We start from the raw sequence: 525 nt of genomic DNA on the forward strand, positions 1-525 counted from the left end.
CATCCAAGCTATTTTGTATGAATTGTTCCGACTGCCTGTGGCGACGGGTCACGGGAAACCCTAGGATCGGCTTGGCTGCCCAACCGCATGACTCCTGAACGACTACCGCGTAGTTACACAACTGCACATTGATGCCGCTCACACCTGTGCGGGAGAGTCCACGGCATGCCAGCCCGTGGCGCCGAAGGAGCAAGATCTCCCCATAAACTCTCAGGCCGAAGCAACCGCCGGGTCAGGCAGCTCTGGAAAGCGGACGCCGCAGGCGTCCCGCCGACGGTGAAAGCCAGGCGCACCGGTCCATCGGCCGGCTGCGGCGGGTGAAACTCTCAGGCATATGTACAGAGGGGGAGGTCAGCCGCGACCGGCGAGGTCCGCCGAGTTGCCCGACCTCTGGAGCGCTTCGACCGTGCCTACGAACCCTCCCTCATCCGCAGGCGGTTCCTCGACATCACGATCAACCGTCTCGCTGTCGCCCGTCCCACCGGCGTCGGGGCCAGCAGTATCCGAGTCGGCAGTATCCGGGTC

At 64.0% G+C, this 525-nt stretch carries 2 riboswitches.

Annotated elements, in window-relative coordinates:
* Positions 1–139: 139 nt before the first annotated feature.
* Positions 140–237: riboswitch (glycine riboswitch) on the forward strand.
* A 3-nt stretch (positions 238–240) separates the two neighbouring features.
* Positions 241–344: riboswitch (glycine riboswitch) on the forward strand.
* Positions 345–525: the final 181 nt, after the last annotated feature.

This window comes from Protofrankia sp. Cr1, assembly GCF_963555865.1.
Classification (GTDB): Bacteria; Actinomycetota; Actinomycetes; order Frankiales; family Frankiaceae; genus Protofrankia.